The organism is Exiguobacterium sp. SL-10 (assembly GCF_004337025.1).
In the GTDB taxonomy this organism is placed as follows: Bacteria; Bacillota; Bacilli; order Exiguobacteriales; family Exiguobacteriaceae; genus Exiguobacterium.
Genome location: NZ_SJUP01000002.1, coordinates 128,484 through 151,038 on the forward strand (window position 1 = coordinate 128,484; position 22,555 = coordinate 151,038).

27 protein-coding genes are annotated in these 22,555 nt (G+C 51.7%); 17 read left to right on the forward strand and 10 right to left on the reverse strand.

What is annotated here, in order from left to right; translation table 11 throughout:
• Positions 1–7 precede the first annotated feature (7 nt).
• Complete coding sequence (locus tag EVJ33_RS03550; RefSeq protein WP_131434520.1) at positions 8–310, reverse strand: AzlD domain-containing protein; 303 nt, start codon at positions 308–310, stop codon at positions 8–10.
• Entirely contained in the window at positions 307–1,035 is a 729-nt protein-coding gene (locus EVJ33_RS03555) for an AzlC family ABC transporter permease (RefSeq protein ID WP_131434521.1), read from the reverse strand. The genes EVJ33_RS03550 and EVJ33_RS03555 overlap by 4 nt, the downstream gene beginning before the upstream one ends.
• Positions 1,036–1,146: 111 nt before the next feature.
• Here EVJ33_RS03555 and EVJ33_RS03560 point away from each other — a divergent pair, with 111 nt between their 5' ends.
• Positions 1,147–1,848, forward strand: coding sequence for a CBS domain-containing protein (locus tag EVJ33_RS03560; RefSeq protein WP_131434522.1), 702 nt, complete (start codon positions 1,147–1,149; stop codon positions 1,846–1,848).
• On the opposite strand, the gene EVJ33_RS03565 is transcribed toward EVJ33_RS03560, so the two are convergent.
• Positions 1,831–2,166: an antibiotic biosynthesis monooxygenase gene (locus EVJ33_RS03565; protein ID WP_131434523.1), complete on the reverse strand. Its 336-nt coding sequence runs from the start codon at positions 2,164–2,166 to the stop codon at positions 1,831–1,833. The genes EVJ33_RS03560 and EVJ33_RS03565 overlap by 18 nt on opposite strands.
• Positions 2,167–2,201: 35 nt before the next feature.
• Positions 2,202–2,363 (reverse strand): hypothetical protein, encoded by a 162-nt coding sequence (locus EVJ33_RS15405; protein ID WP_161566888.1) that lies wholly within the window; start codon positions 2,361–2,363, stop codon positions 2,202–2,204.
• 199 nt (positions 2,364–2,562) lie between these two features.
• On the opposite strand from EVJ33_RS15405, the gene EVJ33_RS03570 reads away from it, so the two are divergent.
• Together EVJ33_RS03570 and EVJ33_RS03575 are read left to right on the forward strand one after the other, a co-directional pair.
• Entirely contained in the window at positions 2,563–2,781 is a 219-nt protein-coding gene (locus tag EVJ33_RS03570) for a hypothetical protein (protein ID WP_131434524.1), read from the forward strand.
• Between the two features lie 61 nt (positions 2,782–2,842).
• Positions 2,843–3,295 carry a hypothetical protein gene (locus EVJ33_RS03575; protein ID WP_131434525.1) on the forward strand — a complete coding sequence of 151 codons (453 nt, stop codon included), beginning with the start codon at positions 2,843–2,845 and terminating at the stop codon, positions 3,293–3,295.
• A 35-nt stretch (positions 3,296–3,330) separates the two neighbouring features.
• Here the strand turns inward: EVJ33_RS03575 and EVJ33_RS03580 are convergent, their stop codons facing one another.
• Positions 3,331–4,437 carry a glycerol dehydrogenase gene (locus tag EVJ33_RS03580; protein WP_131434526.1) on the reverse strand — a complete coding sequence of 369 codons (1,107 nt, stop codon included), beginning with the start codon at positions 4,435–4,437 and terminating at the stop codon, positions 3,331–3,333.
• A 373-nt stretch (positions 4,438–4,810) separates the two neighbouring features.
• Here EVJ33_RS03580 and EVJ33_RS03585 point away from each other — a divergent pair, with 373 nt between their 5' ends.
• The 5 genes from EVJ33_RS03585 (at position 4,811) to EVJ33_RS03605 (ending at position 8,591) form a co-directional block, all read left to right on the forward strand.
• Positions 4,811–5,470: a type 1 glutamine amidotransferase domain-containing protein gene (locus EVJ33_RS03585; protein WP_131434527.1), complete on the forward strand. Its 660-nt coding sequence runs from the start codon at positions 4,811–4,813 to the stop codon at positions 5,468–5,470.
• Positions 5,471–5,580: 110 nt separating this feature from the next.
• On the forward strand, positions 5,581–6,006 hold the full coding sequence (locus EVJ33_RS03590) for a DMT family transporter (RefSeq protein ID WP_131434528.1): 426 nt from the start codon (positions 5,581–5,583) through the stop codon (positions 6,004–6,006).
• A gap of 11 nt (positions 6,007–6,017) precedes the next feature.
• Entirely contained in the window at positions 6,018–6,689 is a 672-nt protein-coding gene (locus tag EVJ33_RS03595) for a Crp/Fnr family transcriptional regulator (RefSeq protein ID WP_236634521.1), read from the forward strand.
• A gap of 11 nt (positions 6,690–6,700) precedes the next feature.
• Positions 6,701–7,177, forward strand: coding sequence for a DMT family transporter (locus tag EVJ33_RS03600; RefSeq protein ID WP_131434530.1), 477 nt, complete (start codon positions 6,701–6,703; stop codon positions 7,175–7,177).
• 88 nt (positions 7,178–7,265) lie between these two features.
• Entirely contained in the window at positions 7,266–8,591 is a 1,326-nt protein-coding gene (locus tag EVJ33_RS03605; RefSeq protein WP_131434828.1) for a hemolysin family protein, read from the forward strand.
• A gap of 10 nt (positions 8,592–8,601) precedes the next feature.
• Here the strand turns inward: EVJ33_RS03605 and EVJ33_RS03610 are convergent, their stop codons facing one another.
• Positions 8,602–9,786 carry a M20 metallopeptidase family protein gene (locus EVJ33_RS03610; protein ID WP_131434532.1) on the reverse strand — a complete coding sequence of 395 codons (1,185 nt, stop codon included), beginning with the start codon at positions 9,784–9,786 and terminating at the stop codon, positions 8,602–8,604.
• A 203-nt stretch (positions 9,787–9,989) separates the two neighbouring features.
• Between EVJ33_RS03610 and EVJ33_RS03615 the strand changes: the two genes are divergently transcribed.
• The 3 genes from EVJ33_RS03615 to EVJ33_RS03625 all read left to right on the forward strand — a co-directional run bounded on the left by EVJ33_RS03615 (position 9,990) and on the right by EVJ33_RS03625 (position 11,988).
• A complete protein-coding gene (locus tag EVJ33_RS03615; RefSeq protein ID WP_131434534.1) occupies positions 9,990–10,538 on the forward strand; it encodes a LemA family protein in 549 nt (182 codons plus the stop codon).
• A gap of 21 nt (positions 10,539–10,559) precedes the next feature.
• The gene (htpX, locus tag EVJ33_RS03620) at positions 10,560–11,441 is read left to right on the forward strand and encodes a zinc metalloprotease HtpX (protein ID WP_236634531.1); all 882 of its coding nucleotides are present in this window, start codon (positions 10,560–10,562) and stop codon (positions 11,439–11,441) included.
• Positions 11,442–11,790: 349 nt separating this feature from the next.
• Complete coding sequence (locus tag EVJ33_RS03625; protein WP_131434538.1) at positions 11,791–11,988, forward strand: hypothetical protein; 198 nt, start codon at positions 11,791–11,793, stop codon at positions 11,986–11,988.
• A 35-nt stretch (positions 11,989–12,023) separates the two neighbouring features.
• On the opposite strand, the gene nagE is transcribed toward EVJ33_RS03625, so the two are convergent.
• The 3 genes from nagE to EVJ33_RS03640 are packed head-to-tail and all read right to left on the reverse strand — an operon-like array spanning position 12,024 to position 14,864.
• Positions 12,024–13,511, reverse strand: a complete 1,488-nt coding sequence (gene nagE, locus EVJ33_RS03630; RefSeq protein ID WP_131434540.1) for an N-acetylglucosamine-specific PTS transporter subunit IIBC — start codon at positions 13,509–13,511, stop codon at positions 12,024–12,026.
• Complete coding sequence (locus EVJ33_RS03635) at positions 13,508–14,356, reverse strand: PRD domain-containing protein (RefSeq protein ID WP_131434542.1); 849 nt, start codon at positions 14,354–14,356, stop codon at positions 13,508–13,510. The genes nagE and EVJ33_RS03635 overlap by 4 nt, the downstream gene beginning before the upstream one ends.
• Before the next feature lie 19 nt (positions 14,357–14,375).
• On the reverse strand, positions 14,376–14,864 hold the full coding sequence (locus tag EVJ33_RS03640) for a PTS sugar transporter subunit IIA (protein ID WP_236634522.1): 489 nt from the start codon (positions 14,862–14,864) through the stop codon (positions 14,376–14,378).
• Positions 14,865–15,324: 460 nt separating this feature from the next.
• On the opposite strand from EVJ33_RS03640, the gene EVJ33_RS03645 reads away from it, so the two are divergent.
• Together EVJ33_RS03645 and EVJ33_RS03650 are read left to right on the forward strand one after the other, a co-directional pair.
• Positions 15,325–17,235, forward strand: a complete 1,911-nt coding sequence (locus EVJ33_RS03645; RefSeq protein ID WP_131434544.1) for an endonuclease MutS2 — start codon at positions 15,325–15,327, stop codon at positions 17,233–17,235.
• Between the two features lie 90 nt (positions 17,236–17,325).
• Entirely contained in the window at positions 17,326–18,033 is a 708-nt protein-coding gene (locus tag EVJ33_RS03650; protein WP_131434546.1) for a hypothetical protein, read from the forward strand.
• A 28-nt stretch (positions 18,034–18,061) separates the two neighbouring features.
• Here the strand turns inward: EVJ33_RS03650 and EVJ33_RS03655 are convergent, their stop codons facing one another.
• Positions 18,062–18,631: a hypothetical protein gene (locus EVJ33_RS03655; RefSeq protein WP_131434548.1), complete on the reverse strand. Its 570-nt coding sequence runs from the start codon at positions 18,629–18,631 to the stop codon at positions 18,062–18,064.
• A gap of 142 nt (positions 18,632–18,773) precedes the next feature.
• On the opposite strand from EVJ33_RS03655, the gene EVJ33_RS03660 reads away from it, so the two are divergent.
• From EVJ33_RS03660 to licT, 4 genes are all read left to right on the forward strand, one after another.
• Complete coding sequence (locus EVJ33_RS03660; protein ID WP_131434550.1) at positions 18,774–19,424, forward strand: response regulator transcription factor; 651 nt, start codon at positions 18,774–18,776, stop codon at positions 19,422–19,424.
• Positions 19,421–20,689 carry a HAMP domain-containing sensor histidine kinase gene (locus tag EVJ33_RS03665; RefSeq protein WP_131434552.1) on the forward strand — a complete coding sequence of 423 codons (1,269 nt, stop codon included), beginning with the start codon at positions 19,421–19,423 and terminating at the stop codon, positions 20,687–20,689. Before EVJ33_RS03660 ends, EVJ33_RS03665 begins: the two co-directional genes overlap by 4 nt.
• The gene (locus EVJ33_RS03670) at positions 20,680–21,420 is read left to right on the forward strand and encodes an AAA family ATPase (RefSeq protein ID WP_131434832.1); all 741 of its coding nucleotides are present in this window, start codon (positions 20,680–20,682) and stop codon (positions 21,418–21,420) included. Before EVJ33_RS03665 ends, EVJ33_RS03670 begins: the two co-directional genes overlap by 10 nt.
• Positions 21,421–21,630: 210 nt before the next feature.
• A complete protein-coding gene (gene licT / locus EVJ33_RS03675) occupies positions 21,631–22,482 on the forward strand; it encodes a BglG family transcription antiterminator LicT (protein ID WP_131434554.1) in 852 nt (283 codons plus the stop codon).
• The last annotated feature ends 73 nt before the right edge of the window (positions 22,483–22,555 follow it).

The following is a 22,555-nucleotide window of genomic DNA, read 5'->3' on the forward strand; positions in this document are numbered from 1 at the left end:
CTGTTTGTTAGAGGAACGTTTCGACGAGATAGACCCCGGCGATGCCGCCGATGACGACGAGCATCAAATTGACACGGAGGAATGCGAGTGATGCGGCGACCGCCCCACCCACTAAAGCGGACGTGAGACTGGTCGTTGCCTGCAGGATACCCGGGAAAATGAGACTGGCGAGCACCGCATAAGGCGTGAACAGTAAAAATCGCTTCACGAACGGTGGTAATTTCAAGTCCCGGAGCCAAAGTAGCGGAACGAGCCGTGGGATGTACGTGACGAGCGCCATGGCGAGGACGAGTAAGAACAGACTGATCATGCTTCATCCTCCTTGTATACCAAGGCACCGAAACCGGCTGCGACGATCGTAGCCAAGATGATGCTCAAGCCGGATGACAGCGGGATAAATGGGGAGACGCCGTAGTAGAGGACGGCTTGTGTCAAGACGGCGATGGCTGAAACGACGATGACCGGTTTGCGGGTGAGTGATGGGACGAGTAGCCCAATGAACATGGCGTATAAGGCGATGCCCATACTCGTTTGGACCGATGTGGGCAGGCCAAAGGCGAGAAAGACGCCAATCCATGTCCCGACGTTCCAAGCGAGAAAAGCGATCATGTTTAGCCCGAGCACAAAGTGTCCGCGCGCCGACTCATCACGGGTTGACGCGACACTGAACGTCTCATCGGTCACCCCGAACGCGATGGCGGCCAGAAATCGATTCGAAGTCGTCTCGAGACGCTGCGACAATGCCGCCGACATGAGGAAGTGCCGTAAGTTCAAAATGAACGTCGTCAAAATGATTTCCCAATACATCGAACCGGCCATAATCAATTGGACACCGATGAACTGACTGGCGCCCGCAAAGATGAATAATGACATGGCGAGCGTGATGACGTTCGGCATATCGAAAGATTTCGCAAGCAGGCCGAAGGCGATGGCGATCGGGATGTAGCCGACGGCGACGGGAATACCGGCCCGCATGCCAGAACGGAAGGCGTCCTTATTCGAGATCGGTGTCATTTGCGGGACCGTAGTTGCCATGAGACTTCCTCCATTTCATAGATAATTTATTGTTGATTCGAGATTGGATCACCGTTTCCTGCTCGGACTCGAAAAAATAGGGTATAGATAGGCGATAAGGAGTGTGAATGTATGAGTCGAGCTGAAGAATTTATCGCATCGTATCACCGGATTGAGGATTATTTGAGTCGAGAGATGGGAGACGGCCAGCATTTCAGTTTTAGCAACATGGTTAACCGTCTTGCCAAACATAACCCAATCATTGAACGTTACAAAGAAGATTTACATCAAATGAGCCAATTGCGAAACGCCATCGTCCACGAGCGGCGCGAGCCAGATTTCATCATCGCGGAACCGCATGAATCGCTCGTCAATTTGATTCTCGAGGTGGAGAAAGAACTCCTCCATCCGCGTCAAGTCATCCCGCTGTTTCGTAAAATCGTGACGACGTTCGACGCCGACGACTCGTTGGTCGACGTCCTCGGTGAGATTCGGGATAAAAACTATTCGCAGTTCCCGGTCTATAACCATGACGGGTCATGGCGCGGTTTATTGACAAAAAAAGGAGTGACCAGCTGGCTTGCCGAAACGGTCGACGGGCCGCATGTGTCACTCGAAAGCATTCAAGTCAAGCACGTGCTCCATCACGACCCGCACCTGCGACGGTATCGGTTTATCGCGAAAGAGACGTCGGTCATCGAGGCACACCATCATTTCATCAACATGAAAGACGGGGTCCGGCTCGATGCGTTGTTGATCACTGAGACGGGACAAGAAGATGAACCGCTGCTCGGTATTATCCGACCGCAAGATATTTTATACGTTATCGGTTGAGGCGCCGTGCTCGATGGCGACCTCATATTGGGTGACCGTATTGCCAAGGACGATGGGCTTCACTTCAGAAGTGCCGTCGTCCCGTTTTTTATGGGCATGTTTATACGCTCCGCTATCGCGCCAATTCTCAAAGCTCGCCGCATCGCGCCACGTCGTCATGATGACGACTTGATCTTTCATTTCGTCCGACGTATCCGTCAACACTTGCATCCGAACGAACCCATCCATCGACTCGATACCTTTCGTCGTCTGGAAACGGGCCGTGACCGCAGCGACCTTCCCTTTTTCAACGTCTAGCTTGTTCATGACAATCCACATATACATGTCCTCCTCTGCGATTTCGTACGCGTCCATTATACCTTGAACGCATTCATTGATTCGCTCGAGATGCTCGCGTCAACGTTTCGCCCACTATTCCTCGAACGTCCAGTTTTTTGATAGATGATTGTCGCTATGAAGGCGGACGTGACGGGGAAGAGGAGCGGCAGGACGAAGCGTAAACGGATGAGCTTCACAGGAAAGACCCCTTTTTATGGGCTACTCCTCTTCTCTCGGTTTTCGAAAGGATGAAAAGAAGAGAAATTGGGGAATAATGAACAAGACCGTCTCCGCCTCATGGCCTGCTTCCTGTACTGCGCGAGCCCGATGTTTCGTGCAACTGGAAAGGGTACACTAAATATAAGAGAATGGTTGAGACTAGAAAGGAGTGAGCGTATGGAACTCATTTTTGGTTTACCGTTATTGTTGCTCGTCTTGTTCTTCGCCTTTTTGTACTTCAACATCAAAGGGTTATCGAACATGTGGAAAGATTATAATCGGACAAAATCGCTGATGCCGCTCGGGTTCTTTATCGTCGGAATCATCGGGATCTTCACCGGCGTTTGGACGTGGCTCGTCATTTTGATTTATTATGCCGTCCGTCCGAAAGACTGACCCTGACACCGTGTGCGAAAGCGCATGGTGTTTTTTGCTATACTGAAGACGAGGTGTTGTCATGGAGAAATTGATCAAGGCGTGGTTCATCATCACGCTCATTACGTTTGTATTATTCAAACTCGGCGAGACGATGACCGCTGCTTATACAGAAGCGCCGGATGAAGGAAATCCATACGTGCTCGTCTTGCTCATCGGTTGGCCGTTCGTCCTGTTGTTCATCTGGATCACCGTCCGGCTTGCACGGCGTGCGGTCGAATCGGTTCATCGGCTGGTACGGATCGGTCTTTTAGTCGGGAGCCTCGTCATGGCGGGAGTCGGTTTATCAATCAATGCCGGTCAAGCGGCTTCGCTCCGGGCCGGCATCCGCGCTTCTGAGAACGCGGCGTACGCATCTGGATGGAACCAGTTCACGAATATCATCTATGCGAACCAGTTGACGTTTTTCGTTTTGACGGTCAGTTGTATGGCGATTGGGGTGGCGCTATCCTTCGTCACCCGCAAACAAAAATGAGGAACGGCTAATTGAGCCGTTCCTCATTCGTTTATTTAGCGGAGTTTACTTTGATACAGGCGGGCGTAGCGATCGGCCGCGATAATGGCATCGGCGACTTGTTCAGCGGTCACATCGAATCCACTGTGGATCGTCTCACCTTCTGCCGTTGCCGCTTGACCGACTTTAAGGATATCTTCGCGGGAAGCGTCTTTTAACTTCACGTCTTCGAGTGTGACCGGTAACTCGAGCGCCATATACAAGGCGACGTAGCGATCAAACTCTTCTTGCGTCCGGCCTTCAAGGGCGAGTTGCACGAGTGTGCCGAACGCAACTTTTTCCCCGTGCGTCAAATGATGGATCTCTCCGTGGAGGGCGGTGAAGCCGTTATGGATGGCGTGGGCCGCAGCGAGACCACCGCTCTCGAAACCGAGTCCGCTCAGGAGCGTATTCGCTTCGACGACAGACTCGAGCGCCGGTGTGACGACTTTGGCCTTTACAGATTCATAGGCGGGGATTCCGTAATCGAACAGCACCTCTTCGCAGCGTTTGGCGATGGCTTCCGCCGCAATCGTCGGGACACCACCCGCCATCGTCTTACCGCCGAAGGCGAGGACACTGCGGACCTCGACCCACGTGGCAAGCGCGTCCGCAATCCCTGAGGCGATGAAACGGGCCGGTGCCTCGGCAATCAATTTCGTATCGACGAGAACCAAATCCGGATTCTTTTTATAGAAGCGATAACTCTCAAAGTTTCCTTCATCCGTATAGATGACGGACAGGGCGCTCGTCGGCGCATCCGTCGAGGCGATGGTCGGAACGATGACGATGCGAGCGTCTAGTTCATCGGCAACGGCTTTCGCCGTATCGAGCGTCTTCCCGCCGCCCATTCCGATGACGAAGGCGGTATGGCTCTCTGCTGCCGCTTTGGCGATTCGTTCAATCTCATGACGAGACGCCTCTCCTACGAAATCGGCCTTTTCAGCGTTCACACCACTTGCCTTGAGTGAATCGGTCACCCGTTCCCCAATCAAGCGCCAGACGATGTCATCGGCGATTAAGAGAGCCTGTGACCCGAAATGGTTAACGTGGTCCCCGATGCGATCGATTGTATTTTTTCCTTGCACGTACTTGGCCGGACTGATAAATACGCGTTCTGACATATTCAACATCCTTTCTGAAGGAACTGTGACGATAGGACAACAGTAAGTTTCTTCCCGATACACCCCCTCTTTCAAACAGTCCTACATGTGACATCTCAGTGAAACAGCTCTGCGCTTGTTTCACATCTCACCGAATATCACGCATAACACAATCAAAGCGACGACGGCGAGAAATCCCCAGTCGAGTATATACTTCATCACGGTCGTTCCCTCCTGCCAGCTGATGAGACCAGTATAGTCGGTTGGCCAGTCCTTGCCGTTTCAAAAATAGGACCGGGTCAAAAAAAGAGTACCGTCACGTATTGAAAGGTTTGAATGGAATCATAGCGGGAACAACTCTTTCGTATGCTTAATTTAGAAGGAGGAATTTACAATGTCTAAACATGTACTGATTGTCACGACATCTGCGGATCAATTAGAGAACGGTCACGCAACGGGGCTTTGGCTCGAGGAGTTTGCCTCACCTTACCTTCAATTCGAGAAGCAAGGTTATAAAGTCACGGTAGCGAGCATCGAAGGTGGAGACGTGCCAATCGATGCGAACAGCTTAGAAGGGGAGTTGCCGCAAGAGGTGTTGGATACGAAGCATCTCTTAAAAGATACGGTGCGACTCGATCAAGTGGCAGATGATACGTATGACGCAGTCTTCCTTCCAGGCGGACACGGGACGGTCGTCGACTTCCCGAACAGTGAGACGCTACAGCGTGTCATCCGTGACACGTATGAAGGCGGAAACGTCGTCGCGGCTGTATGTCATGGCCCGATTGGTCTCGTCAACGTCAAGTTGAGCAACGGAGAGCCGCTCGTCAAAGACAAGCGTGTCACTGGTTTCACGGACGCTGAGGAACGGGAGATGCAACTCGACTCAGCGGTACCGTTCTTGCTTGAATCAGCAATGCGTGAGCGTGGCGGAAAGTTCGATCACGCCGACAACTGGGCCGTCAACGTAGCCGTGGACGAACGCCTAGTCACCGGTCAGAACCCGCAATCGTCAGAACAAGTCGGAGCAGAAATCGTCAAATTGCTCGGTTAATCCCACAGACAGCTTAGGTTATTCCTAAGTTGTCTTTTTTTCGGACATATGTCCTTTTCAAAGTCTTTCATCTCACGTACAGTCAGACGAGGAGATAGGAGGAGATTTGTTTGGGTATTTTATTTGCCGTGCTCTCGGGCACGTTCATCGCGTTGCAAGGTATTTTCAACGCCAAACTCGGCTACGCGGTCGGTGCTTGGATGTCGGTCACGGTCGTCCACCTCGTCGGTCTCGTGCTCGCGCTCCTCATTTACGCATTTAAGCGTGACGCCGATCTGACTGCGTTTCGGCGTGTGCCTTGGTACTACAGTTTAGGCGGTCTCTTCGGTGTGTTCGTCGTCTTTGGGGAGTTGACGGCTATCCAACAACTCGGTGTGACATGGGCCATCTGTGTCCTGCTCGTCGCGCAATTGGTTGGAGCGTTTTTGATCGATGTGAACGGATGGTTCGGCGTGAAACAAAAACCGGTCAACCAAGGTCAACTCATGGGACTTGCCTTGATGGTTGTCGGCATCGGGATTTATACGTTCACGTGAGGGGGGAGAATATGGGAGTTGAAGCTGCGTTAACACGCCTGAACTGGCATCATCTTTTCTTGGCACAGACGCTCGCGGCGTCGTCGATCATGACGTTTCCATCCGGTGCGATGTTGTGTGCCAACGACCAAACGATCGAATCGTTGTTCGTTGTGTTAGAAGGACGTGTCAAAATTTATACGTTGAGCGAAGAGGGCAAGTTACGTTTACTGCGTTTAAAGATGGCCCCCACGTTAATCGGAGATATCGAATACGCCAGCGGACGGAATGTACTCCACACGGTCGAGGCGGTCGGGGCGGTGACGTGTCTACGCATCCCGTTTGACGTGCTGCGCACGCATAACCGGACAATCGAGTTCACGGAACATCTTCTGCGTGGCGTATCTGAGAAATTGTTCATCGAGGCGAACGCCTCGTCGAATCATCTCATGTCGACACTCGAAGAACGCCTGGCGGGGTATCTCGTCTCGCTCAGTGAATCAGGGAACGACTTGTTTCAAGATGAGATGAGTCAATTGAAACGGAAAGAAGTGGCGGAATGGCTCGGAACGAGTTATCGTCACTTGAATCGGACACTACAAGCGTTCGCGGACGAGGGGCTCGTTGAGAGAACGCGGACGAAAGTGACGATTTTAGACGCGACACGATTAAAAGAACGTGCCAATGGCATGTTGTACGAATAAGGAGGCCATTCATGATAGTAGGAATTATCTGTTCGGCAGTGGCCGGTGCATTCATCAGTGTACAGGCGGCGGTCAACGCAAAAATGAACGTTTATCTAGGAGCATGGGCGACGACGGTGCTCGTCTTTATCGTTGGGTTACTTGGTTCACTCGTTCCACTTGTTCTATTTGGTGGCAATCTGCAAGGACTGTTTGACATCTCACCGATTTACGCGCTCGGAGGGTTGCTTGGCGTCGGTGTCGTCTTCTGTGTCATGCGAAGCATTCAATTGCTCGGACCGACGCTGTCGGTGTCGATCATTCTCGTTTCTCAGTTGATTTGGGCGCTTGGTGTCGACCTAACAGGAGCGTTCGGGATGCCCCAATTGTCCTTGTCACCAGGTCAAGTCATCGGGTTGATGGTGCTGCTCCTCGGCGTCATCGTCTTCAAGCAATCACAGGCGGCTGCCCTGCAACAGGAAACCTCGAACGAAGCCACTTCACGTTGAAGGGGCTTTTTTCTTGAGTGAAACGGGTACAGGTGAGTAACGAATCTCTGATATGATGAGATGGTAGTACGAAATATACACAGAGGTGATGAAAACGGTGGATTCTTCCATAGTAATCGATTTACTGATTGTTTTATTCTTGATCGTGTTGAACGGGATTTTTGCGATGACGGAAATCGCGCTCATCTCGTCCAAACCGGCCAAACTTGAGGTCGAGGCGAACCGCGGCAAACGCAGCGCTGAGATTGCGCTCAAGTACTCAAAAGACCCGACCGACCTGTTATCAACGGTTCAAGTCGGGATCACGTTGATCGGGATCATCAACGGGGCTTACGGGGGTGCACGTTTCTCGGCACCGCTCGCTGATGTGTTCGCGCAACTCGGTATGAGTGCCCAATACGCGCCAACCGTCGGTTACGTCGTCGTCGTCACGATCATCACGTACTTGTCGCTCATTATCGGTGAACTCGTGCCGAAACGAATCGCGCTCGTGTCGCCGGAGAAAGTCACGATGGCGATCATTCCGGCACTCGACTTGTTTAGCAAAGTGATGCGGCCGTTCATTTGGGTCTTGTCGAAATCGACGCTGTTCCTCTTCAAATTGCTCGGCTTGAAAGCGGAACAATCAAGTGGCGAGACGGAGCTCGAAATCAAGCAGCTCTTGTTCGAAGGTGCCCAACAAGGAGCATTCGCCCATGAAGAAGTGCAACAAGTCGAGCGCGTGTTTGCGTTCCATGACCAGTTGATCTATGAGTTGATGCAACCGCGGACGACGCTTGAATGGGTTGACCTCGAGGATGATATGGACGATATCAAGAAATCGATTTATGAAAGTAAACACAATAAACTCCCGGTCGGTCGCGACACGCTCGACGAATTTGTCGGTTATATCGATGTCCGTGACATCTTAACGTTACCGACGCTTCGGGAGCCGTCACAAATTTTGAAACGGATTAAACAACCGCTCATCGTGCCGAAACAGCGCGAAGCGAGCCAAGTGTTGCAGATGATGCAAAAAAATGGCGTCGAGATCGCCTTCGTGCTCGATGAGTATGGTGGGTTCCTTGGGATGGTCACGTTGTTCGATATTTTGGAAGAAATCGTCGGCGAAGTGATGATCGAAGAAGAGACACCGGAAGTCGTGCGCCGTGAAGACGGAACATACTTGGCCGACGGTCTGCTCGGCATCGAAGATTTGAAACGGACGTTCGGAATTCGAGACAATCGTTTTGACGAAGGACGGAACTCGTACCATACGCTTGCCGGGCTCGTCATTTACTCACTCGGCGACTTCCCGAAACGAGGAGACGTCGTCGAAGCATACGGCCTTCGATTCGAGGTCGTCGATATGGACGGTAAACGCGTCGACCAAGTGCTCGTGTCGATGTTGCCTGAACAAACAGAAGAAGACTGACGCTGCGGCGTCAGTCTTCTTTTTTGTGCGTGTTCCATGTCTCAAACGCCGCCTGCATGAGGACGCGGGCAGTATGGAGCATCGCCCGTTCATCCACATCGAAGCGAGGATGATGGTGAGGGAAGACGGCCCCGACTTCGGGATTCCCAGCTCCAGTAAAGAAGAAGCTGCCCGGTACGTGTTGCATGTAGTACGCAAAGTCTTCTCCGACCATGAGCGGTGCCATCTCGATGACCCCATCGGCACCAACGACGCGCGCGGCGCTTCGACGGACGTGATCCGTCTCATTGGGATGGTTGATCACGGCGGGATAGCCCCGGATATAGTCAAGTTCGTATTGCGCTTCGCTCGCCGAACAGATATGGGAGATGGTCCGCTCCATCTCGGCGATGATGCGCGTTTGCGTCTCCGGTGTGAACGTCCGTACCGTGCCGGACAGCTTCGCTTCATCGGCGATGACGTTGAACGCCTGACCGGCAACGAACGTGCCGACGGTCAAGACGGCCGGTTCGAGCGGGTCGATGCGACGGCTGATGACTTGTTGTAATTGGCTGACGATGTTCGTCCCGACCATGACGGCATCGACCGTGTGTTGCGGAATGGCGCCGTGGCCGCCTTTGCCTTTGATCGTCAGTTCGAAGCGATCGGCCGCGGCCATGATCGGTCCCGTCTTCACACCAATCGTCCCATACGGAAGCGGGGTCCAAATATGAGAACCATATATATAATCGACACCGTCGAGGCATCCGTCTTCAATCATTGGTTTGGCCCCACCCGGTGCAAGTTCTTCCGCGAACTGGTGAATCAAGACGACGTCTCCTGGAAGGTCGATCTCACTCAGTACTTTCGCGAGAACGAGCAACGTCGCCGTATGGGCGTCATGACCGCAAGCGTGCATCGAACCGTTCACTTTCGAGCGGTACGGGACGTCTTTTAAATCTTGAATCGGCAAGGCGTCAAAGTCCGCCCGAAACGCGATGGTTGGTCCATTGCCGCCTCGGATGCGCGCGACGACACCGTTACCACCGACATGTTCGCGCACGTCAAGACCGAGGTCACGTAAATAAGCTGCAATCGTCCGAGGTGTCTCTCGTTCTTCGAATGAGAGTTCGGGATGTTGATGAAAGTGGCGACGGAGCGTCACCATCTCGTCGTATAGCTCCGTCAAGCGTGAATTGAGGTCAGTCACAAGCATGATTTGAACTCCTGTCTAATAATCATTTTTTAGAAACCAACTGCATGAATTATGCGTATCTAATTAGTAAGCGTTCCTAATCGTCTGAGTGGTGTTTCACACGATTGCCACGAGTCATTGGCTACATTTTTCCTGAGTTATGCTTATGGTATACGACGAAAGGGAATTAATACAGAAGTAAATACATGAAATGAGGTGTCGAAATGGGTTGGATTATCGCAATTGGAATCATCGCCGTCTTGGTGGTCATCTATTTCTCGATGTACAACGGACTTGTCAAATATCGGAACTGGGTCGACGAGTCGTGGGCACAGATTGATGTGCAGCTGAAACGGCGTTACGATTTGATCCCGAACTTGGTCGAGACGGTGAAGGGTTATGCCAAGCATGAGCAAGAGACGCTCGGCAAAGTCGTTGAGCTACGGAATCAGCTCGGTTCGAAGACGAGTCGTCAAGAACAGATGGAAGTGAACGATCAACTGAGCGGCGCTTTGAAGAATTTGTTCGCTCTTCGTGAGGCGTATCCAGATTTGAAAGCGAACGAAAACTTCAAGATGTTACAAGAAGAATTGACACAGACGGAAAACAAAGTTGCTTATTCACGACAGCTTTATAACAATACGGTCATGAAATATAACACGAAAGTCGAATCAGTACCGACGAACATCATCGCCTCCGTCCACAACTTTGAAAAACGTGACATGCTTGAGGCGCGTGAGGAAGAACGCGAGAATGTGCGCGTCTCATTCTAATGGATTGGAGTGGCGACGATGATTCTGTACGAACAGATTCGTAAAAACAAAATCAAGACCGTGTTCATCGTGGCCGGGTTCGTCCTCCTCGTCTTGGCTGTCGGGGTGGTGATCTCGTATTTGAACTATGGTGACCCGCTCCCGGGGCTCATCTTCACTCCGGTATTCTCGCTCTTTTATATCGGGATTGTCATCATGTCGAGTACGAACATTGTCATGAAGATGAATCACGCCCAAGAGATCACGTCGGTCGATCAACATCGTTTCCTCTGGCATACGGTCGAGAACATGGCCATGGTCGCCCGCATCCCGATGCCGCGGATTTTTATCATCAACGATGCGTCGCCGAACGCGTTCGCGACGGGTCTGAAGCCAGAGAAGGCGGCCGTCGCCGTGACGACCGGACTACTCGACCAGTTGACGCGGGAAGAAGTTGAAGGCGTCATCGCCCACGAAGTCGCCCACATTAAAAATTATGATGTGCGATTGGCGACGGTGACGCTCGCCCTGGTCTCGGTCATCGCCATCATGAGCGATATCGGCTCACGGATGCTGTTTTTCCGAAATGTCGGCGGGAGACGGGACAACAACCAAAATCCGATCTTTATGATCGTCGGGCTCGTCCTGTTGATTTTAGCTCCAATCATCGCAACGCTCGTCAACCTCGCCATCTCGCGAAACCGTGAGTTTCTAGCGGACGCGAGCGGGGCCGAGCTGACGCGTAATCCGGATGCGCTCGCTTCAGCGCTCGAGAAAATCTCGGGCGTCAAAACTCCAGTGAAAGAGGCGTCACGGGCGTCGGCATCGCTTTATTTTTCAGATCCTATGAAGAAAAAGCTGAGCGGACTGTTCTCGACGCACCCGAATCCAGAAGAACGGATTGCCAGACTTCGCAGTATGTAACAGCATCACAAGAGTCCTCTTTTTAGAAAGAGGGCTTTTTTGTGTGAATCGGTCTGTGAATGGGACGAGTGCATTTTGCAAATCCAGTTTGTATGAATTATAAATAGGAATGATAGTAAAAAGAAAACGGATTGGAGGGGACGTCATGTTTGAGTCGGCACTCGAGTTAGGCATTGTCATCTTTTTATTGATGTATTCCATTACGGTTTCACTCATGTTGATGTCAGTCAAAAAGAAGAGCTAAGTAGGAGCGGTCACACGATTTAAAACGGTCAAACGTCTGTATGGATCGGTCATGAACACGGCCGATTTTTTGTATGATATCATGGAGAAAATGGAAGAGGAGTGAGTGACGATTCAAACATTTATCAAATACATAGGCATCGGACTAGCACTGTTCATCGGACTGTCTGTCCTCGGTTTTTTCGGATTTAACCCGTGGCGATTACTCATCGAGTTATTCATGTGGATGACGACATACGTGTTGCCATGGATCTTTCTTTACTTTTTTATCCGGTTCTACAAAACATATGAGCAAAGACAGTAAAAAAGCCACCTCGCGCACGAGGTGGCTTTCGTCAGTTACCCGGCGCGGTGGCTCCGGAGTTTTTCAATCTCTTCGAGGACGAATTGGACGTTCGTTCCGACGATGACTTGAATATGGGTCGGGCTGACGACTTTAATGCCTGGAATGCCCGCTTTCTTGATTTGAGTTTGATCGACCGTATCCATGTCTTTCACATCGACGCGGAGGCGCGTGACACACGATTCGATGCCGGTGACGTTTTGATCGCCGCCGAGACCGTCGTAAATCATTGCTGCCATCGCTGAATATTGACCGCCTGCTGCGACGGGAGCTGTCTTCGTTTCTCCTTCAGGAGTCGTTTCCGTTGCGACAGCATCAACCGCTTCGTCTGACTCGCGGCCAGGTGTCGCCAAGTTAAATTTGACGATCATGAAGCGGAAGACGAAGTAGTAAATGACCGCAAACACAAGACCTTGAACGATTAACATATACGGTTGGTTCGCGAGTGGTAGCCGTGAGCTGAGGAAGAAATCCACGAAACCAGCACTGAAGGCAAAGCCTGCTGTCCATTGGAACGTCGCCGCGATAAAGAGCGACAGTCCTGTCAAGACTGCGTGAACAAGGTAAAGAACTGGTGCGAGGAACATGAACGAGAATTCGAGTGGTTCCGTGACACCTGTGAAGAAGGCTGCAAATCCAGCTGCGAGAAGAAGTGAGGCTGCTTGTTTCTTCCGTTTCGTTTTCGCAGTGTGGTACATCGCGAGGGCCGCGGCCGGAAGACCGAACATCATGATTGGGAAGAACCCAGCTTGATAGCGACCCGTAATCCCTTTCTCCCCTTCACCTGACCAGAAGTTCCCGATATCGTTAATACCGGCCACGTCAAACCAGAATACCGAGTTCAAGGCGTGGTGAAGACCAGTCGGGATTAACAGACGGTTGAAGAAGCCGTAAAGACCGGCCCCGACTGCGCCCATTTTCGAAATGGTTTCCCCGAAGCCGACGAGTCCTGTATACACGACCGGCCAGATAAAGTAAAGGGCGACCGAGACGAGGATCATCGAGAACGCCGTCATGATCGGGACGAGACGTTTACCGCTAAAGAAAGCGAGCGCGTCAGGCAATTGCACATGACTAAAGCGATTATACATTGATGCGGCAACAAGCCCTGATAAAATTCCGATAAATGCATTCTCAATTCGACCAAATGCAGGGTTGACTGCTTCTACATCGATGCTTTGGAAGAGGGCGACTGATCCTGCAGAAAGAAGAGTCGTGATAGTAAGGAACGCGACAAGTCCGCTTAGTGCCGCCGAACCGTCACGATTTTTCGCCATTCCCAATCCGACCCCGACTGCGAAGAGAATTGGAATATTATCGATAATGGCAGCGCCGGCTTTAATGAGGAAGGCGGCGGCCACGTTACCAGACCCCCAACCTGATGGGTCGATCCAATAACCGATTCCCATGAGGATGGCAGCTGCAGGAAGTACCGCGACCGGCAACATGAGGGAACGTCCGAGACGTTGTAAATAGTTCATCATTGTGAATGTCCTCCTTTTTGATGGTGTTGATCTTGTAAGCGTTGAATGTGGAGCGAGATATAACCAAGCTCTGATTCGGGCAAGACGATGCCGTATAAGTCTTCCATTTCGTTGGCGACGTCAGACGCACATGCATAGGCCGACGAAAATTTCGTTTGAATCATCAAAAGCATATCTTCGTCGATCGTATGGTGATCGTAATGGTTGACCCGATCCATGACGAATCGTAAATGAGTTAATAAGCGTTGATAGGATAAGTCATCTTCTTCAATAGATAAGTCGAGTCGTCGTGAAATCGATTGAATCATGTCCCTTACGATTGTCGTCTGCTTGACCGTCTTGCGTAAATCACCTCCTTTCACTTTAAGTGTATGGATATGGAGCGCGATGAAAGCTGCTTCGTCTTTCGGCATTTTGACACCGAGTTTGTCCTCGATGAGTTGAAGCGCCCATAACCCGATCTCGTATTCGTTCCGATATAAAATTTTTATCTCGTTCAACAGCTTGTTTCGAAGCGAGATGCCTTCTTGCTCACGTTCGATGGCGAACGAGATGTGATCGGTGAGGACGATATGGATATGTTCGTTGAACGTCGTCTCGAGCCGTTTTTCCGCATACGTGATGATTTCTTCTGAAATCGTGAAGTGCTCGATTGGAATCCGTGTGAGCAGTTGTTGAAATTTATCATTCTCGGACATGACGAATAACTTTTCCACCTTATGGGGATTGACGATATCGTTGCGTGCCTTCTTGAACGCGACGCCAGGACCGATGGCGATCTTTTCTTCGCCCTCGTCCGAGACAATGACCGCGTTGTTGTTTAAAATCTTTTTAATTTTTAACATGTGTCCTCCTATCGAGGAGTCATTGTTCCGCTTGAGCGACGACAGTCTTTCCAGAAATCGAAGGCCCGCCTACGTGAAACGAGTAGGGGTGAGGCAAGTCGTTTCCATTCGTGACAATCATCGGAGTGACTGTATCTTTCCCGGCTTGATGAATTTTCTCCAAGTCGGCGGTTAAGAGTGACTGCCCGACCGAGACCGTATCGTCGACTTCGACGTGGACTGTGAAGTGGGCGCCATTCAGTTCGACCGTGTCTAACCCGACATGAATCAAAATTTCAGCTCCGTCTTCTGTCCGAATACCGATGGCGTGTTTCGTCGGTGCAACCTGGACGATTGTTCCATTAGCGGGTGCTACGACCGTACCGTTTGTCGGCTTAATGGCAATCCCGTCGCCCATCATCTTCTCGCTGAAGACAGGATCGGTCACTTCCTCAAGTGGAATGATGTCTCCTTCCATGGGTGCATAAAGTGTCAGTGTATGTCTCTTCATCCACTTATTCAATAACATATTCGAATCATCCTTTCGCTTGAAAAATGATTGTGAAAAAACAAAACAGGCATGGAGTATAGACGGGTGGCGTGAGCCTTTCGTCTTACCCCATGCCTGATCGAATCAGTCACATGTGATCATTATTCGTTTTGTCACCTTCAAGATAGCACGCCAATGTATAGATATCAAGACCTAATTTGAAAGCGTTCTCTAGAAATTTTACTTCTTCGAAAATCTGTTGTATAGTAAGGGCGAAACTGAATGAGAAAGGTGTTGCATGTTAATGAGTGAGGTTGTATCTGCCTAACGAACTGAAAAATGTTGGATGACACATGTTTTTGTCATGCCTTCATGTTCTGTTACAGATACCGCCCATCCTAAACTGCCAGACACCGGTCTGTCTTTTTGCGTTGGTCGTCATCGGCCGACGCTTTTTGTTTGCGCGGTATCTCCAACCTAATTTTAAGGAGAGATCACCATGAACGAACAAACATTAGAGAAATTACAATATAACGACTTGATTCAACACGTTGAGCGCTACTGCATCAGCGGATTCGGCCGTCACTTGCTCCGGAACCAACGTCCGACGAGTCATCTGCAGACGGTAAAAAAACGGCTCCAAGAGACATCGGAGGCACGTGCGATTCTCGACGCGACGTCACACGTTCCTTTTATTGGCGTGTCTGCTATGGAACCGCTCATCGGTAAAATCAGTCGTGGCATCCAGCTCGAGGCGAGCGAACTCGAAGCCGTCGCTGAATTTTTCCGAGGTGCCCGTAAGTTGAAACGCTTCATGGCCGAGCAGGCGTTCTTCGCCCCGCTCCTGTCTCTTTATGCGGGCGAAATGAGCGAATGGCGCAGCATCGAGGAAGACATCGTCCAAGCGATCCGCGGGGGACGTGTCGTCGATGAGGCGTCCAAAGAATTGAAGCGGGTCCGCAAACAAATCGATATTCTCGAAGGACGAATCGAGGAGCGGTTGAACAAGTTCTTGAAGAGCGCCGCGAACCGAGAGGCGATTCAAGACGGATTTGTGACGAAGAAACAAGATCGATTCACGATTCCAATCAAAGCTTCATATAAGCACAAAGTCGCCGGGGCGATCATCGATACGTCCAGCCGGGGGACGACGGTCTTCATCGAACCGGAAGCGGTCGCGAAGTTGAACGCGGAACTCGTCGTCAGACGAACCGAGGAAGCGGTCGAAATCTATCAAGTGCTCGCCACGCTCACCGGTATGGTTGCGGAAGTATTGCCGACAATCGAGGCGACGCTCGACGTCATCGCGCAATATGACATGGTGTTCGCGAAAGGAAAGTATAGCCAAACCATCGACGGCATCGCCCCGCGTGTGAACGGTGTCGGGAGAATCCGTTTGAAACAAGTCCGGCATCCGCTCCTCGAAGGTGCGGTCCCGCTCGACTTCTCGCTTGGGGAGACGTACCGTGGACTCATCATCACTGGACCGAACGCAGGCGGGAAGACGGTCGTCTTGAAGACGATCGGGCTGCTCAGCTTGATGACGATGAGCGGCCTTCATATCCCAGCTCATCCCGACACGGACATCTCGACGTTTGACGACGTGTTCGTCGACATCGGGGACAACCAGGACATGGGTTCGGCGCTCAGCACGTTCTCGGCCCATATGCATAACGTGGCAAGTATCATGCAAAAGGCGGGGAAACGGTCGCTCCTGTTATTCGATGAGATTGGGAGCGGGACCGAACCGAACGAAGGAGCCGCGCTCGCCATCGCGATTTTAGAAGAAGCGTACAAACGAGGTTGTCTCGTCGTCGCTTCGACCCATTACGGGGAAATCAAAGCGTATTCCGAGACGCATCCGGACTTCATGAATGCTGCCATGCAGTTCGACCCCGACACGCTCGAACCGAAATATCGGTTGTTGATCGGACAGTCGGGTGACAGCAACGCCTTGTTCATTGCCCGGAAAATGAAGCTACCTGAATCGATTTTGAAGCAAGCGGCCCGTTATATGCACGACAAGACGTACGACCAGTCGCTCCTTGATGCGACGCGTCTGACACAAGAAGTCGTCCGCCCAGTCGTCGAACCAGATCAAGTCTTGTCGAAAGGGGACCGAGTCCGTCTGCTCGAGACGGATCAAGTCGGTCTTGTCTATGCGATGGACGAATCGCTGCGTCAAGTCACTGTGTATGTTGACGGTGTTTTCAGCGAGCATCCGCTCCGTCGGGTCCGGCGTGAGGCGAAAGCGCTCGACTTGTATCCGGCTGGTTACGACCTGGAAACGTTGTTCGTCGATTATCGGGACCGGAAAGAAGCCCATGACTTTGCCCGCGGTTCGAAGAAGGCGCTCCGTCGTGTCGAGAAAGAGATTCGGGCACGTCAGCGTGCCGAACGAGGCGAATGAGTGTATGTAACAAGGCACTCGGGTAAGGAACAAGGACCGGGGGTCACCATGTATCATTCGGCTTTCGGGTAACGTGTTGGAGGTGACTGGATGTTTTGGTTAAGCTTGTTGTTTGCCATCGGATTTGCTTTGATTCATTATTTCTCCGGACAATTGATTCATGTGCGGGAGACACCGCGGAGCCGCTTTATGTCGCTCGCCGGCGGTATCGCCGTCGCTTATGTGTTTCTGCATCTTTTGCCTGAGCTGAACGAATATCAACAAGAACTTGAAGGGCATCTTGAGAGCGGCCTGTTCGCCTCGATTGAGAATCATATCCTCGTCGTCAGTATGCTCGGGTTAGCCGTCTTTTATGGATTGGAACGAGTGGCCACACAAATGAAAAACCGTGGGCGCGGCAACGTGTTTTGGATTCATATGGCGTTGTTCGTCGTGTACAACTTCAGTATCGGTTACGTGCTCGCAGAAAGTGAATTCGATACGCCATGGGCGATGACGCTCTACTTTCTTGCGTTAGGGATTCACTTTATCACGGTCGATCAGGGCCTGAGGCATCATCATCGCGAGCAGTATGACAAGCGTGGCCGATTGTGGCTGTCGTTGGCCGTGCTCGCCGGATGGGGAATCGGGACATTCTCGGCGCTCCATGAAGTGACACTGTCAATGATTGTCGCGTTCTTGGCTGGGGGAATCATCTTGAACGTCATGAAAGAAGAGCTGCCAGAAGAGCGGGACAGCAGTTTTCGCGCCTTTGCCGTTGGGCTGATCGGATACGCATTACTGTTATTGGTCATATGAAAAGGCAACCACGTGGTTGCCTTTTTGTTTATAAGGAATTGGTGCTCTGATTGTCTACGTTATCATCGGTCGCAGGTGTGTCCTCATCTTGATTTGATCCACCGAATGGACCACCGTGATGAGGGCCGTGTCCACCTCCGTGACGTCCACCACCAAAGCCGCGCATATCGCCTAAGTCGTCGTAACTCGTGACGTCGGCAAAACGCTCTTCGTGGTCGGCAAGAATCGCGTCGGCCTCCTCTTGCGTCAAGTCACCGGATTCGACGGCTGCCTCAAGTTTCACTTCATGAGAAGTGATCATCCCTTCGATGAACTGTTCGATGGTGATCCCTTTTTCTTCTGCGAGTTCAGGAAGCGATTGTCCTTCTTCTCGCGCAGCTTCCACTTCGGCTTCGGTCAAACCGAGTGCCTCGAGCAAAGCGGCCTGCCCCGCTGCCCGGTCACCGAACATACCCCGCTCACCGCGTTCACCGCGTTCGCATTGTGTCGTCGTTTCCGTTCCTTCTGTCGTGGTCGTATCGTTCGTGGCGGCGTAGACGCCGGTGCCTGAGACGGCAAGTAGGCCGGCCAGGGCGATTGCTAATTTAGATGTCTTCATGTCAATCTCCTCCTTTACTACCTCAAGTGTAGGACGTGGGCGTTCAAAAGTTGTGAGGGAGTTGCAAGGTTTCTGCAAATTGTCTTTGGGAAATGATGGGTTCGTTTCGCGATGCGATATAATGAGAGTGGAGGCGATAAAGATGAACGTACTCGTAGTCGAAGATGAACCGAAATTAGCGGACGGGCTCGCCCGCTTTTTAACGTACGCGGGGTTTCACGTCAGTGTGGCTAGTACGCTCGCCGAAGCGAAACGACAGCTCGGACAACCGTTTGATGCGGTCCTGTTAGACGTGCGTTTGCCGGACGGGGAAGGATGGACGCTCATTCCAAAACTGAAGACGCTAAAGCCGCGGCCGGCCATCATCTTGACGACGGCACGGGGAGAGGCAGATGACCGTGTGTTCGGCCTCGAGCTCGGAGCCGACGATTATTTGGTCAAACCGATTGTATTAAAAGAACTCGAAATCCGTCTGAAGCGTCTCGTCAAGCAGACGGATGAGCTGTCGTTCGGCGACATGACGGTGGACGTTCGCTCCCGCACGGTGACGGACGCTGGGCAAGCGATTCGCGTGACCAATAAAGAGTATGAGTTGTTGCTCTACTTGTTGAAGCATAGCGGAGAAGCGCTCGATCGGAACCGTCTACTTGACGAGGTGTGGGACTATACGTTCGCCGGAGACACACGGACGGTCGATACGCACGTCAAACAGTTGCGCGACAAATCGCCGACGATGAAACGGCAATTGAAGACGGTGCACCGCGTCGGTTATCGATTGGAGGACATCCGATGAGCCGGTTGATGAAAAAATTGCTCTGGACGGCAATCCTCCCCCTCGTTGTCATGGCGTTGCTCACGTTTGGCCTGACATCGCTATTGATTGGACGTTTCGCTGAGACGGAGAGCTATGACCAACTCGAGCGTGAGGCGGATATCGTGTATGAGGCACTCGTGGATGGTCGAGGCATCCCGGGTCAACTCGACGTTCTTGTGTTTCAGGACGGGGAGGCGGTCAACCTTGACCGTGGAGGCAGGATGCGACGTCATATGACGCCAGTCCTCGATCCAGACTCACTTTCCGAACGAGATGAGGTCAGCGCGAACGGGTCAAGGTTATTGACGTTCCTTCGAGAAGAAGGGGATGTGCAAATCGTGACGTATGCACCCGTCCCGCTGTCGACCCCTCAGTTTCGCCAAATTTACGTCATTCTCGGGAGTGGTTTCTTGCTGGCACTCCTCGTCGCCATCGGTGTGACGTATTGGATGGGGCTTCGCTTGACGTCCCCGCTCATCAAATTGAAACAGGCGACCGCGTCCATCATGTCGGGCAGGCATGACATCGCGCTACCGCCTGTCACCGACGATGAGATTGGCGATTTGACGGAAGCGGTCCGTCAGATGAACACGTCGCTCGAAGAGAAAGAACGACTGCAAAATACGTTCATCTCAGGGGTTACGCACGATGTCCGGACGCCGCTTGCCATCGTACGAAACGAGGCCGAAATGCTTGAACTCGGTGTCGTCAAACAAGAAGATGTGGCGGCGACGGGTCGAAGTTTAACTGAAGAAGTCGATCGCATCGATCGGCTCGTCAGTCAGATGCTTGAGTACTCGAAGTTATCGGCGGGCAAGCTGGCGCTCACGATGGGGTCCGTCCACGTGAGCCAATTAATTGAAGAGACCGTCTTGCGGATGGATGACTGGTTCCTTCAAAAAGAGGTCGCGGTTGTACTCGAACTTGAGGACGTGACAATCCAGGCGGACCGGTTGGCGATGGAACGTGTGCTGTCGAACTTTCTTCAAAACGCATACCACGCCAGTCCAATTGGAGGCGTGATCACCATCAGGCTATCCGAGCGACGACTGGAAATCGAAGACGAAGGGCCGGGTATTGCCGAGACGATGCGCGCCAACATTTGGGACATGTATGTGAAAGGCGATCGTTCGAACGGGCATGGTCTCGGTCTTGCTATCAATAAGCTGTTGCTTGAAGCGCAACAACTCACTTACGGGGTTGAATCAAACGAGGGGGCGATTTTTTGGATCGAATGGGACTGAACTTGTTTTTACGAGGTGTCCGCTTAGAGCGAGATCGGATTGAGACGCCAGGTTACCCGTTCTCGCTCCCGATTTTTGAAGGATTTGACGAGTTGACGCTGACGAAGCCGGTCACGTTTTTAGTCGGAGAAAATGGTAGTGGCAAGTCGACGTTGATCGAAGGGATGGCCATCGCCGCCGGATTCAATCCGGAAGGTGGTGCGACGACGTTCCGATTTGAGACCGAGTCGACACATAGCCCGCTGTTCGAGGCGTTACGTCCGATTCGTGGCGCCTATCGCCCGAAGGACGGTTTTTTCCTTCGGGCCGAGACGGCGTATCAACTGTCGAGTTATGTGGATGAAATTGCACGGACGTCTCCTGACCCGGAACGGTTTTATGCGTCCTACGGGGGGCGGTCGCTCCATGAGCAGTCACACGGTGAGGCGTTCTTGTCGCTCATGCTTCACCGATTCCGGGACGGGGGACTATATATTTTAGATGAGCCCGAGGCCGCCTTGTCGCCGATGCGGCAGTTGACGATGCTCGCACGGATGCATGAACTCGTGCAAACTGGGAGCCAATTTATCATTGCGACCCACTCGCCAATCCTCATGTCGTATCCGGACGCCGACATACTCCAAGTCGAGACAGGACTCCAACTGACGACGTTCGATGAACTCGAGCATGTTCGTGTCATGCGTGACTTTTTAGCGGCACCAGAACGAATGCAACGCATCCTGTTCGAGTGAAAACGGTCACGGTGTAAGCGTTTTATTTTTATGTTGACGTCAAGATTTCAACGGAGTATGCTAGTAGCGAGAAGAAGAAAATCCATTTTGGGATTGTTACTGGTCAAGCAGGCAAAACCTAAATTGATGCCGTTCATCCAAATTTGGGGACCGGTGTGAATTTAGGTTTTTTTCTTTTCATTCGAACTTGAGCGGAGGTGAATTGATTCCATGCAGATTTCAAAAGTGTTCAACAACAACGTCGTGGCCATTCAAGCGAACGGTCAAGAGCAAGTCGTCATGGGACGGGGGATTGCGTTTCAAAAGCGTCCGGGCGATGCGATCGATCAAGCGCGGATTGAAAAGGTCTTTACGCTCGAGAGTAAAGAGAGCCACGAACGGTTCGTTCATTTTTTGAATGAGATGCCAGCTGCTGAGATGGATACGGTCAAAGAAATCGTCAAGCTCGCGGAGACGCGACTTGAGAAGCCGGTCCATGATTCGCTATACGTGACCCTCGCCGATCACATCCATTTCGCCCTCAGTCGGTATCGGGATGGGATCATCATTCGGAACCCGCTCGTTTGGGAAGTGAAACGATTTTATGGACCCGAGTTCGTAATCGGGAAAGAAGCGGTCGCCCTCATCAACGAGCGACATGACGTCAAGTTAGACGAAGACGAGGCGGTCGCCATCGCCCTTCATCTCGTCAACGCGACGATGTCAGGCGCCAAAGGTGAGAATTTGCATCTTGTCACCGAGATGACACGCGCCACACAAGCGATCCTCACCATCATCACGTACCACTTTCAAATTGATTTGGATGAAGAGTCATACGCTTACTCACGGTTTTTGACCCACTTGAAGTATTTCGTCCAACGACTTGCCTCAGGGGAGCAGATTAAGCCAGGTGGCGACGAGACGCTGTTCGAGATGGTGAAGCTGCGTTATCCGGACGCTTACGAATGTGTCGAGAAAATCGCCGGTCTGATTGCCACGAAGTACAATTACGAGGTCTCGACCGATGAACGCTTGTATATGATGATTCATATCGAAAACTTAATGAAAGAACGACGATCCTAAGGATGGTTACTGATGATGCAGGCCAAACCTAAATGACGACACCTCCCGTGTGCGTTCATTTAGGTTTTTCTTT

Coding starts and splice junctions, on each gene's coding strand:
- EVJ33_RS03550 (WP_131434520.1), bottom strand. CDS start 310: ATGATCAGTCTGTTCTTACTCGTCCTCGCCATGGCGCTCGTCACGTAC.
- EVJ33_RS03555 (WP_131434521.1), bottom strand. CDS start 1,035: ATGGCAACTACGGTCCCGCAAATGACACCGATCTCGAATAAGGACGCC.
- EVJ33_RS03560 (WP_131434522.1), top strand. CDS start 1,147: ATGAGTCGAGCTGAAGAATTTATCGCATCGTATCACCGGATTGAGGAT.
- EVJ33_RS03565 (WP_131434523.1), bottom strand. CDS start 2,166: ATGTGGATTGTCATGAACAAGCTAGACGTTGAAAAAGGGAAGGTCGCT.
- EVJ33_RS03570 (WP_131434524.1), top strand. CDS start 2,563: ATGGAACTCATTTTTGGTTTACCGTTATTGTTGCTCGTCTTGTTCTTC.
- EVJ33_RS03575 (WP_131434525.1), top strand. CDS start 2,843: ATGGAGAAATTGATCAAGGCGTGGTTCATCATCACGCTCATTACGTTT.
- EVJ33_RS03580 (WP_131434526.1), bottom strand. CDS start 4,437: ATGTCAGAACGCGTATTTATCAGTCCGGCCAAGTACGTGCAAGGAAAA.
- EVJ33_RS03585 (WP_131434527.1), top strand. CDS start 4,811: ATGTCTAAACATGTACTGATTGTCACGACATCTGCGGATCAATTAGAG.
- EVJ33_RS03595 (WP_236634521.1), top strand. CDS start 6,018: ATGGGAGTTGAAGCTGCGTTAACACGCCTGAACTGGCATCATCTTTTC.
- EVJ33_RS03600 (WP_131434530.1), top strand. CDS start 6,701: ATGATAGTAGGAATTATCTGTTCGGCAGTGGCCGGTGCATTCATCAGT.
- EVJ33_RS03605 (WP_131434828.1), top strand. CDS start 7,266: ATGAAAACGGTGGATTCTTCCATAGTAATCGATTTACTGATTGTTTTA.
- EVJ33_RS03610 (WP_131434532.1), bottom strand. CDS start 9,786: ATGCTTGTGACTGACCTCAATTCACGCTTGACGGAGCTATACGACGAG.
- EVJ33_RS03615 (WP_131434534.1), top strand. CDS start 9,990: ATGGGTTGGATTATCGCAATTGGAATCATCGCCGTCTTGGTGGTCATC.
- nagE (WP_131434540.1), bottom strand. CDS start 13,511: ATGATGAACTATTTACAACGTCTCGGACGTTCCCTCATGTTGCCGGTC.
- EVJ33_RS03635 (WP_131434542.1), bottom strand. CDS start 14,356: ATGTTAAAAATTAAAAAGATTTTAAACAACAACGCGGTCATTGTCTCG.
- EVJ33_RS03640 (WP_236634522.1), bottom strand. CDS start 14,864: ATGTTATTGAATAAGTGGATGAAGAGACATACACTGACACTTTATGCA.
- EVJ33_RS03645 (WP_131434544.1), top strand. CDS start 15,325: ATGAACGAACAAACATTAGAGAAATTACAATATAACGACTTGATTCAA.
- EVJ33_RS03650 (WP_131434546.1), top strand. CDS start 17,326: ATGTTTTGGTTAAGCTTGTTGTTTGCCATCGGATTTGCTTTGATTCAT.
- EVJ33_RS03655 (WP_131434548.1), bottom strand. CDS start 18,631: ATGAAGACATCTAAATTAGCAATCGCCCTGGCCGGCCTACTTGCCGTC.
- EVJ33_RS03660 (WP_131434550.1), top strand. CDS start 18,774: ATGAACGTACTCGTAGTCGAAGATGAACCGAAATTAGCGGACGGGCTC.
- EVJ33_RS03665 (WP_131434552.1), top strand. CDS start 19,421: ATGAGCCGGTTGATGAAAAAATTGCTCTGGACGGCAATCCTCCCCCTC.
- EVJ33_RS03670 (WP_131434832.1), top strand. CDS start 20,680: ATGGGACTGAACTTGTTTTTACGAGGTGTCCGCTTAGAGCGAGATCGG.
- licT (WP_131434554.1), top strand. CDS start 21,631: ATGCAGATTTCAAAAGTGTTCAACAACAACGTCGTGGCCATTCAAGCG.